Annotated in this window: 8 protein-coding genes, 3 pseudogenes and 1 other annotated feature; of the genes and pseudogenes, 1 reads left to right on the plus strand and 10 read right to left on the minus strand. The window is 34.7% G+C overall.

All coding sequences use genetic code 11. The features are described from left to right. Positions 1-40 precede the first annotated feature (40 nt). The 7 genes and pseudogenes from RJ01_RS14335 to RJ01_RS14350 form a co-directional block, all read right to left on the minus strand. Positions 41-730, minus strand: coding sequence for a GntR family transcriptional regulator (locus RJ01_RS14335; protein WP_004812055.1), 690 nt, complete (start codon positions 728-730; stop codon positions 41-43). Between the two features lie 837 nt (positions 731-1,567). Continuing rightward, the gene (locus RJ01_RS16875; protein ID WP_376738171.1) at positions 1,568-1,699 is read right to left on the minus strand and encodes a transposase; all 132 of its coding nucleotides are present in this window, start codon (positions 1,697-1,699) and stop codon (positions 1,568-1,570) included. Further along, entirely contained in the window at positions 1,680-1,964 is a 285-nt protein-coding gene (locus RJ01_RS16880) for a transposase (RefSeq protein ID WP_152606040.1), read from the minus strand. Before RJ01_RS16880 ends, RJ01_RS16875 begins: the two co-directional genes overlap by 20 nt. Positions 1,965-1,985: 21 nt before the next feature. After that, the gene (locus RJ01_RS14340; RefSeq protein WP_227504444.1) at positions 1,986-2,324 is read right to left on the minus strand and encodes an IS630 transposase-related protein; all 339 of its coding nucleotides are present in this window, start codon (positions 2,322-2,324) and stop codon (positions 1,986-1,988) included. Positions 2,325-2,473: 149 nt separating this feature from the next. Next, positions 2,474-3,139: pseudogene (locus RJ01_RS15965) on the minus strand (IS1 family transposase). Positions 3,140-3,789: 650 nt separating this feature from the next. Continuing rightward, on the minus strand, positions 3,790-4,701 hold the full coding sequence (locus tag RJ01_RS14345) for a ParB/RepB/Spo0J family partition protein (RefSeq protein ID WP_034171586.1): 912 nt from the start codon (positions 4,699-4,701) through the stop codon (positions 3,790-3,792). A 13-nt stretch (positions 4,702-4,714) separates the two neighbouring features. Beyond that, positions 4,715-5,488 carry a ParA family protein gene (locus RJ01_RS14350; protein ID WP_034171587.1) on the minus strand — a complete coding sequence of 258 codons (774 nt, stop codon included), beginning with the start codon at positions 5,486-5,488 and terminating at the stop codon, positions 4,715-4,717. An 859-nt stretch (positions 5,489-6,347) separates the two neighbouring features. Here RJ01_RS14350 and RJ01_RS14355 point away from each other — a divergent pair. Continuing rightward, entirely contained in the window at positions 6,348-7,520 is a 1,173-nt protein-coding gene (locus RJ01_RS14355; RefSeq protein WP_004779966.1) for a replication initiation protein, read from the plus strand. Positions 7,521-7,651: 131 nt separating this feature from the next. On the opposite strand, the pseudogene RJ01_RS15970 reads toward RJ01_RS14355, so the two are convergent. From RJ01_RS15970 to RJ01_RS15980, 3 genes and pseudogenes are all read right to left on the minus strand, one after another. Beyond that, positions 7,652-8,581: pseudogene (locus RJ01_RS15970) on the minus strand (IS5 family transposase). Positions 8,582-8,687: 106 nt separating this feature from the next. Continuing rightward, positions 8,688-8,975, minus strand: coding sequence for a transposase (locus tag RJ01_RS16885; protein WP_224214018.1), 288 nt, complete (start codon positions 8,973-8,975; stop codon positions 8,688-8,690). 258 nt (positions 8,976-9,233) lie between these two features. Beyond that, positions 9,234-9,986, minus strand: a pseudogene (locus RJ01_RS15980) (IS3 family transposase). Then, positions 9,595-9,711, minus strand: a sequence feature (AL1L pseudoknot). It overlaps the preceding pseudogene by 117 nt. Positions 9,987-10,113: the final 127 nt, after the last annotated feature.

Genomic DNA, 10,113 nt, shown 5'->3' on the forward strand with positions numbered 1-10,113 from the left:
CTTACCATTCGTGGTTATTTGCAACAGTGCCAATATAAGCTTATGCTTGAATATCTAAGGTCATTTCAATTTTGTCCTGTGACCAGATTTCGATGTCATATTCAATCACTAGATCATCTGATTTTGAAATACGTTCAATATAAGTGGCGGTTTGACTTAAAGGAATACCTAAGTGCTGGCTCTCAAAATGAGACACACCGGTATTTTTAATTTTTAACTGACTACTCGTGTAATTATAATGAAAGTGATTTTTAATGACGTCTTGGACCGAAGTAATCACATTATAATTCAGCACATCTGGAAACAGCGCAACAGGTAAATAATTATATTCTAGAAGTACTGGTACATCATCAGCATAACGTAAACGGATAATTTCAATAAAGCCCAATTTACGATTTTCTTCACTAAAAAGATCACTGTGATCAAATCGCTCCAGCTGTCTGGTCGAGATCAGTTCAGTTTTGGCATTAAAACCCTGTGCCTTCATATAAGAACGAAAATTTTCAATTGAGTTTGGATAGTATTGAATTTTTTTATTACTCACAAACCAGCCGAGATTTTGCCGTTTGAAAATTTTATCTTCGGCACGAAGCTGTTCATAGGCCTTACGCACTGTTTCCCTTGAACAGTCAAACTTTAATGCCAAGTACCGTTCGGATGGAATCATTTGATTAGAACTGTAATTTTTTAATTCAGCCTCAATCAAATCTCTGATTTCCATATACTTCATTCAGTGAATCCAGTGAGTGCTCATAAGTGATAAAGATAGTACTAAATTAAAGAACAGAGGAAAATTGAAAACAAGGTACAGATCAGTAAAAAGATGCATTCCCTTGTTTTAATGAGAATGTTTAGCAGCATGATTGATACGTGATTCTGAGAGAATATCGTTGTCCACTCATAATGTTCTCATTTATGCAAAAAGAATAAACTAAATTTGTCTAGGAGAGTGGTGACAGTCTAATCTAATTAAAAGGCATCTACAAAATCGGCGGCTATTCGTAATAATCGACTGAGAAAATCACGTACCTTGATTCTAGACATTATTGCCCACCTCTACTAGCACATTTCCTGACACAGTCCCTATCTATACATTTGAATGCCTTTGACTCTTAAAGATTATCTTTAATAAAATGAGCTTTATAGGGCAATATACTAAGATCTCCAGACTGTTGAATCCGGCAAGCGCACTGAGTGCGGTTCCGTAACGTGACACTGGGTAACGTCTTGGACTGCTGTATGTAGACAAAAATTAAAGCTGTAGTTTAAGGCTGGCATCCTTTAAGATTTATTTTAATTTACCACTGATGTCTGGATTTTTAGCTAATTATACCATATCCAAAAAACATCTATTTACTAATAATTGCTTAGGCTATTTATTATAAAAAATAACCATACATCATTGATATATGAAAATTTATTTTTATTTTTTCATAGACATAAATTAATTAATTTTTTAAGCCTCTATACACTATAGCTAAATTCCAAATAAGTTACTGCAATGTTCTTTGAATAATAAATCTATATCCTTAATTCTAAGTCTTTTCCTAACTGATTTTATTTGAGCCTACATTTTTTCTATCAGATTTAAGTCAGGGCTATATTTGGGTAACCATACAAGGTAATGGCCTGCTTCTTGGATTAATTTTTTAAGACTTTTACCTTTATGAAACGTCGCATTATCCATGATGAAAAACACTTCTCTCTTTTAATTTCGGCAATAGATCATGCTCAATCCAACCCTCAAATACTTCTGTCGTGATAGAGCAGTTGAATAAACTCACAGTCAGTAACTTATTTTTAATCAAGTCTCCAATGGCATTACAACGGTTCTTAATTTGCCAATTAAATGTACCTTCTGCTCGTGTACCTTTATGATTATAGCTGTGGGAGCGGGTATCATCACTCTGAAACCCACTTTCATCAATATAAGTTAAGGAAAGTTCAGGTTCTAAATCTTCAATTAAATTTTTAAATTGTTCTCGTTAACGAGCATCTGATTTTGGAGGAGTTAACGTCTTTTTTACGTGATATTCCTGCTTTATGTATGCATTAAATACAGCATGAGTACTTACTCCCAAACGTTCAGCTCGTTCATACTGATAATCATCAGGATATTTTTCAATATCTGCCAATATTTGTGCTTCAATAATTTTAGCTGGACGCCCAGGAATAGGTTTTTGCTCTGTGGACTTTTGCCACAGTTGGATTGTACGTGTAGAAACACTGAAATGCTGTGCTGTTTTTCGCACAGACATTTTATCTCTAGTCATAATCTCAATGACTTTGTCTTTAAAATCTTTTGAATATCCCATAGTTTGCATTGTAGTTAATATTTTAGAACTTGGCTATATAAGCCAGCATTTCATTTACTGCGATTTGTTCGCAACTAAAAAGTGTAGCAAGTTGCTACACTTTTTAATTCCTATATTGATTTAAATGAATAGGTAGTGTTGCAAAAAGTATGCTGAGATTAAATGAAGCCATTATTGATATAAAATAAGGTTAAGTCGAAAGCTTTAAAGTGGCTTTCAAGCTTTTTTGAAAAATTACAACTTTTCCTAAAGCAACATCTAATCTGATGCCTTATTTTGCAATTATTTCCTTCAATACCTACAGTGAAAAAACTTACCAATACTTTACTCACAATCTTTAAACGCAGTGATAAAACTATCCCATTGATCACTTGAAATTCGGGTATAGTGAATACCTAACTGCTTCCACTTTTCTTTCAGTCGTTGGACTGTAGCTAGATCTCTTTATCCCAAAAATAATTCACAATCTCTCCTGTTTCTCTATGGTAAGAATAAATAAGTAATTATTTATTCTTTTATTCCCTACAAAATTCCAAAACTCATCAACTTCAAGACATTCATAATATTTTTGCTCAAGAGAAATTTGATAAATGGATTTACTCAATGCCTGCAATATGCCTTAAACCACTACCTCTAACCATCAGGTGTAGTATTTTATTTGTTATACCAGAATGACAACCTCGATAACTAAGAGCATGATCACCAATAAAGTGACGCTTGCAGTTTTTGCATTGATATTTTTGCTTACCATATAGTTTGAGGCCATTTTTCTTTATACTGACACTTAGACAGGTTGGACATTTGATTTCTAGTGTTATTTGCATCTCACTATCTTATCAAAAGCCAACCTGTTTTTTTCAGCATACTTTTTGAGACACCACCAAATGAACATAAGGATTGAACCTTAATCCAAAGAGAAATTATTTAATTCATTCGAACTTACCAGCTAAATGAACTAAAACCTGAACTTCAACAACTATATATTATTAGTTGCTATTTTATTCTCATTAAATCTCTAGCCGAATTTAAAGTGGATTCAAGCCATCTTTCTTACCAAATTTACTACGACTCGATCCTGTAAGCTTTTTCCCGGTAGTCTGTTATCTAACATGGTTCTTGGCTTAGCTGGTCCTCCAGCTGACATTAATAACTTAAATTTAAAGACCGCCATCAAGCGAATTTAAATTATTTGTGTTCGACCAGCATATAAATTTATCCATCAAAAACCTGATATTGATTGATCATTCTCATATAAAAACGTGAAAATAGGGAGTGAATATGTAGGATATAAAAACATTTCCGGATAACTATAAAATTAAAATTGGTCGGCTAGAAGAACATCAGAATTTAATATCTGGCCGCAGCAATAGTCTCTCAAAGACCAAATACAAATGAGTGTACTGAAGAAAATAAATTTCAATAATGCATGAGAATGTAATTGTTTTGAGGTTATTAAAAAAAGTGTAGCAACTTGCTACACTTTTTCGCTTTTTTGAATCAGCTGTTTTAAAAAATCTTCTAGTTGTAATAAACTGGCTTCGTCAATTTCCGAGATATTCAGAGAAACCTTAAGCTGTTTTTGATTCAGTTTAATATTCCCCGCAATCTTACCCGCATATTCAATTTTTCTGACCACTGATGTCGTGGTCAGTTTTTCTGGATCTTGACTCAATAATTTTTCAGCATAGGCAGTAACTTTGCTTTGCTCAAGTTTTTTGTCTTTTACTTTTTCCCAAGCTTCGAGTAAAGCCGTTTCGGCCTCAGAAAGTTGTTCCAGATGATCCGATAAAAATTTTTTGAATGCAGTTGCAGCAGTACGACCTAGCAGGCCTGGTTCCACATCAAGGTCATTTAAAATTGCTTGAGGCAGCTTTTCGTACGCTAAATACTTGTACATATCTTCGCGATTTAAACCCAGTGAATTGGCTAAACGTTGCTTGTTTTTCTTTAATTTCTCATCGAGAGAGTTCAGGCCAATAAAAATTTCATAATCTGTTAGATCCTGACGCTTTAAATTTTCTGCCAAGGTTAACAAAGATGCTTCTACATTATTTGCATCAATGATAATGGCTTCAATCACAGACTTACCGAGTAACTGATGCGCCCGTAAGCGTCGCTCGCCTGCAATCAGTTCATATTTCAGATTATCCAGTTTACGCACTGTAATGGGCTGCAAGAGGCCGATTTCATTAATAGAATCCGCCAGTTCCTTTAACTGTGACTCTTCAAAGACTTTACGCGGCTGGTTTGGACTGCGGCTGATATCCTCAATAGGGACATTACGTCTAAACTCTTTTAGCTCTTTAATATTGTCTTTCTGTGCTTGCTGGTGTTTTTCTGTATTCTGTTTCAGTTTCTGAGCTAAAAGCTCCTTGGTGCTTGCCATAATGCTCTCAGGTTTAAACTTTCGCTACAATTTCATTGGCAAGGCTTTCAAAAGCCTTACGTACTTTTGAATTTTTTTCTACTTTCAAAAGTGATTGTTGCAGAATTGCTGCTTGATTGACTTTAGTACTTTGAGGAATGGTGGTTTCTAAAATTTTTCCCACCTGTTTCAAGGCTTCATCCCGAATCAGTTTACAAACATTCTGACGTTCATCATGCTTAATCAGTAAAGCGCCCAAAAGCTCTAAATCTGGATTAATACGTTTGATCTTTTCAAGATGGTTTAAAAGATCTGTTACCCCATACAGTCCATATTGTGATCCGGATTCGATAGGGATAATGACATGGGTTGAAGATGCCAGCGCATTGCTGGTTAATAATTTAAGACTAGGTGGACAATCAATCAATATGAAGTCATAAAGATCTTTTAACAGTTCTAGCTTGATCTTTAACTCTTCAGAAGGACGGGGAGCTTCTTCTTTTAGTTGGTCTTCTGTTTTTCCTAAATTCAAGGAACCATAAATTAATGATACTTTTTCAAAGTTCGTTTCTTCTTGTAATGCATCTGCCAACAACGAAATATCGCCCACCAGTAATTCTGCTGTAGTCACAACAATTTCGCTTGGATGTTGGATCCCAATATGTAAACTTGCGTTTGCTTGAGGATCTAAATCAATGACTAAAACTTTATTGCCCAGATTGGCAAGTTCTGAGGCGAGGTGCACAACAGTCGTTGTTTTGCCACATCCGCCTTTATGGTTAGCAACAGTAATAATTTTTGCAGACATGCGTGTCAGATGCTTCCGTATTTGAATGTCTAGTAATATAAATAACTTTCACTCATCTTACTATAGTTTTTAAATTTATAAATCCTATTTGTTCAGATGTAAAACAGCTTAAAAAATAAATCTTTAACTAGGCTAGCTTAATTAATAATTAGAATAATTAGTTATTTAGCTAATTAATAATTAAGAGCATATTTTTATTATATAAAACAAATACTTATTTCTTTAAAAGTGGAAGGTTTGTCACCGTAAAGTGGAAGGTTTGTCACCGTAAGGTGGAAGGTCTGTCACTCTAAGGTGGAAGGTTTGTCATCGTAAAGTGGAAGGTCTGTCACTGTAAAGTGGAAGGTCTGTCACTAGGGTGGAAGGTTTGTCACTGCTACTTTTTAAACTGCTGTTTTTTAAAAAAATATATTAAAAAAACAATAATTTAGGTTGTTAATAAAGTCCCGTAAATAAGCTTTAAAGGTGGAAAGGTTGTCACTGTGTATTTTTGACCTGTGGATAATCTGTTTTTATTGGATATTTCCTGATGATTATATGTGCAGTTATACCTTTCAAATCTAACTGAAAGGTGGAAGCCTTGTCACATCAGGGTTTCTATTTAACTTAACCTATCTGAATGTGGGTGAAAAAAAGTAAAAATAGTCATTCTAAACTGTAATTTCGAGGGCTAAAGGTGGAAGGTCTGTCACTGTAGGGTGGAAATACTTTATTAAATTCCACTTTAAAAGCAAAAAACCGGATAATAACGCTTTTTTTTGATGACGGACCTTCCACTTTTAGAATCTTGTGGTGAAAGTCTTGAAAGTTTTTCCACTTTTGTATATAAAAACTAAGTCAAATTATAAATATCACGGTTATGACAGAATCTGAACCATTGCAAGAAGAAACGAATTATATTCCCTACTGTATAGGCAACATTCGCCATAATGGCGTTGTCAGTACCAGTAACCGCTTAATTCGCCCAATCGAGTTGTCATCCAATGAATATAAGGCACTTCTATATGCAATGGCGGTTGCAAATTATAGTGAGAAAAATAGGGTAGATGGTGAAATTACCGAACAAACTTATATTTATTTGTATAAGGATGATTTGGCAGATTTACTAGGATTAAATAAACGTAACTCAATTAATGTTGCAATAGATCGGATCTATAAAGAGCTTTCATCCCGGGTAGCTCATTTTATTATTGAGGAGCCTGCTGATAATGGTAAGAGAAAGACTAAAAAAGTACATTCTGTCGTTCCCATTATCCGTGAGTTAAGATGGGAAGATGACTCTAAAAATGCAATTCAGATTCGTTTTACCAGTGAAGTATTACCGTATTTTACTCAACTAGCTGGGGGAAATTTTACTACCTATCAGCTAAAACATCTTTTCGCCCTTGATTCTGTTGCCAGTATGAGTCTTTATACGTATTTCATTAAAAACGAATTCAAGTATGCCAACCAGAAGAGTTATGAAGTTCCATTACTTTTAGAAAATTTGAAAGCACTGATTGATATTAATGAAACAAAATATGATCGTTGGGTAGATTTCAGGCGCTATGTATTAGACAAAATAGTGGCAGAAATTAACGAAAATACAGATCTACAATTAGAGTATGAAACTGTTAAGAAAGGCCGTCCAATTGTAGGTGTGAATTTTAAACTGCATCATCGGATTGCTGATAAAGCACCGGATGAAATGGCAGTAATTGAAAAAATCTATCTTGATGTTCCATTTGAAGACAATGTATTCGTAAAAGAGTTAGGTGCTAAATTCGATATGAATGTACGTTCCTGGTATATTTTTAATAATGATGAAAATTATCAGCAGTTCAAGAAGTGGTTTAAAAAAGTAGGGTGTCTCACTGACTCTCAAGCAAATATTGTCATTAATGACACTTTATTCCAAATGGATTTTGCTGAAATTGGTATAGGACTGAATGACTTTAAACGAAACATGAAGCATAAACTTAAAAATAATCCGGAATTCGTTCAAAGTATTCGTGAAAGACTGAATGATATTTTTGGTAAAGACCTTATTTAGAAAAAAGTGTAGCAACTTGCTACACTTTTGGAGATATATGTTCTTAAAAATACAAGTGGTAAGGACTATAGAAGAAAAACGGCTCTATTGCATATAGGCTTTAGAGATAGATCCTTCCTAAGTTAGGCAAATTAGGTATAAAGTTTGCCTAATTTCGTAAATCTATCCAAAACTGCTACCCGTAGATGAATCTCATACCTGACTTTAAAAATGTTTTTCCGTCAACTCATCTCCTAATAATTTAATGCAATGCGCCTTGGTTTTAATCAAACTGCATCGATGATAACCTGACTTTTTTTCCAAACAGCTCTACCTAGACATTTGACTGTTTTTAATAATTCGTTTTTCTCTAAAGATTCTGTTGTTTGATCTTTTTAGAATTTTGCATTTTTTTTTCTGGAGTAATGACAGTATGTGCTCATCGGTCTGAAATCACTTCTCTGCAGCATTTTATGTCTTACGCCCCATCGGTATAGACAGAATCTATTCGCTCATCTGACTGAATTTGGTCCAGCAAATCCTGAGTAATTGTGAATCACTCACATTATTTGTCGCAAGGTGAACGGCTCCAATTTGCATGGTTTCAACATCTATACAATAAGTTTATCTCATTCGACGGTATTCTGGGTGATGTTTCTTACGCTTCCATTCACCTTCACCTAAAGATCTTGAACCCGTAGAGTCGATGAATAGGTGTAACTTATCAGTAACCTATCACGAATTTTTTAATAGCTTATCGCAATATCAATATGCTTTTGTCATCTACAGAGGACAGAGTAATCTAGTACTCTCCAATTCAAGCTACAGAGTTTAATTAGACTTCGAACAAAGCCTGTGGCCATGAATAAAAAAAGATGGAAAAAGGATTTGATCATTAAATAGCATTTAATGGCTTTATCGGAATAAGTTTGATTTCGTTCGTGCTTGCTTTGTGGTTGTGCATACCATTGGGTCTTAGGGTCAAACCAGATTGATATATTTCCTCGCTTGATTAAAGTTTAGTTATACGAGGACCAATTGGTTATAGGGTGGATTCTAGATGTAGGTGTCCTGGAAACTATATTGCTAAAGAAGCCTTTAAGAGTAAAGTAGTTTCGTGCAACAAAATCGTTTTAGAACTTTTAATCTTATCTGTAAATTTATTTCTAAAATTACTAGGGCGTGTCATTAATTAAGCCAGATGATTGTTGAAGCCAGGTAGATCGCTGATAAGAAGTTTTGAGCCAATTTATCATAGCGTGTGGCGATTACTTTAAATTGCTTTAGCCTTGCAAAGGTATTCTCAATTAAATGCCTGATTTTATAAAAATAACAACCCATATGATCATTATTTGAAAGCGTATTAGATTTTTTGGAAATATTGGTTTTATTACCAGTATTTTCTATCTGTTTTCTCAATGACTCAGAGTCATACCTTTTATCAGCATAGAGAATTTTTGTCTTATTTAGGTCTATGTTGTTAACTAAGTTCTATGCCACTTTTATATCGTGTATTGTGCCATCCTTTATTAGAAACTAAACAGGATTCCCATTAGAATCCCCCCCAAATGAATTTTAGAACTGTTTCCACTGATACTTTTTGAGATTGCTTGATCCTTGATTCCTGTAGCGTGCTGCAGAGCTCTCACATTACGGGCATCATTAGACACCTATTCCGAATCAGCATCAGATCAAATTAACTTTAATATTTTTTAATAAGTTATTGTCTTTTGACTATGGGGAAAGCTTCTTGAATATGGAATTTGGTTCTCCAAAAGAAGCAGGTAAATCCCTCCATGGACAGCCCGTACGAATCCTAAAAAGAATAACTTCAATAAAATTTTCAAGATTTTGTTTATTCTTAACCACACCCAACACCTTGTATACCTAGCTTCTGCATAAAGCGAACCACAATACAACGTGCAATAACATAGCCTTCAAGTTTCAATTGTTGCCAGACCTTACGCACACCGTATCGACCTGAACTTTCTTTCCAAATTCGTTTAATTTGTTCAGCATGATGCTCATCATGTAGATCTCGTTTCGCTCGATGTTCTGGATTGTCAGCGAGATCTAAAGTTCGGTAATAGGTTGAAGCTGCGATCGGTAAAATCTTACAAATAGCCTCAACGCCAGATAGGTCTTTATTGTTATGGATACAATCCACCATTATTTGTGTAGGCGGTCGAGCTCCGCCTGGGCGAAAAAAGCGGCTGCTTTACGTAGAATTTCATTGGCACATTTTAATTCTTTAATTTCACGTTCCATTTGCTTCATTTTTTCTTGATCAGATATCTGTTGTACTTTAATAGGATTTTGTTGATCTAAATGCTTTTGATACCAAACACGTAGTGTTTCAGGAGTACAACCAATCTTAGGCGCAATTGCTGTGATTGCAGCCGAATTCGATGGATAATCTTTTTCAGATTCAATCAATAATTGAACCGTTCTTTCTCTGATTTCAGGGGTATATTTTAATTTTGTCATCGAACCTTGCGAAGCAGTGCTTCTCACTCAGAATATTGATTCTCCGACAAACCCGGTACGGTTCATGATTTCTTCATCATCAGCCGTGTAATCGATTTCAGTGACACCATGTAGGCCAAACAAACAG

Source organism: Acinetobacter sp. YZS-X1-1 (genome assembly GCF_000804305.1).
In the GTDB taxonomy this organism is placed as follows: Bacteria; Pseudomonadota; Gammaproteobacteria; order Pseudomonadales; family Moraxellaceae; genus Acinetobacter; species Acinetobacter variabilis.

Bases quoted from the DNA above. Each gene is read 5' to 3' on its own strand.
- RJ01_RS14335 (WP_004812055.1), bottom strand. From the start codon at position 730: ATGAAGTATATGGAAATCAGAGATTTGATTGAGGCTGAATTAAAAAAT.
- RJ01_RS14340 (WP_227504444.1), bottom strand. From the start codon at position 2,324: ATGCAAACTATGGGATATTCAAAAGATTTTAAAGACAAAGTCATTGAG.
- RJ01_RS14345 (WP_034171586.1), bottom strand. From the start codon at position 4,701: ATGGCAAGCACCAAGGAGCTTTTAGCTCAGAAACTGAAACAGAATACA.
- RJ01_RS14350 (WP_034171587.1), bottom strand. From the start codon at position 5,488: ATGTCTGCAAAAATTATTACTGTTGCTAACCATAAAGGCGGATGTGGC.
- RJ01_RS14355 (WP_004779966.1), top strand. From the start codon at position 6,348: ATGACAGAATCTGAACCATTGCAAGAAGAAACGAATTATATTCCCTAC.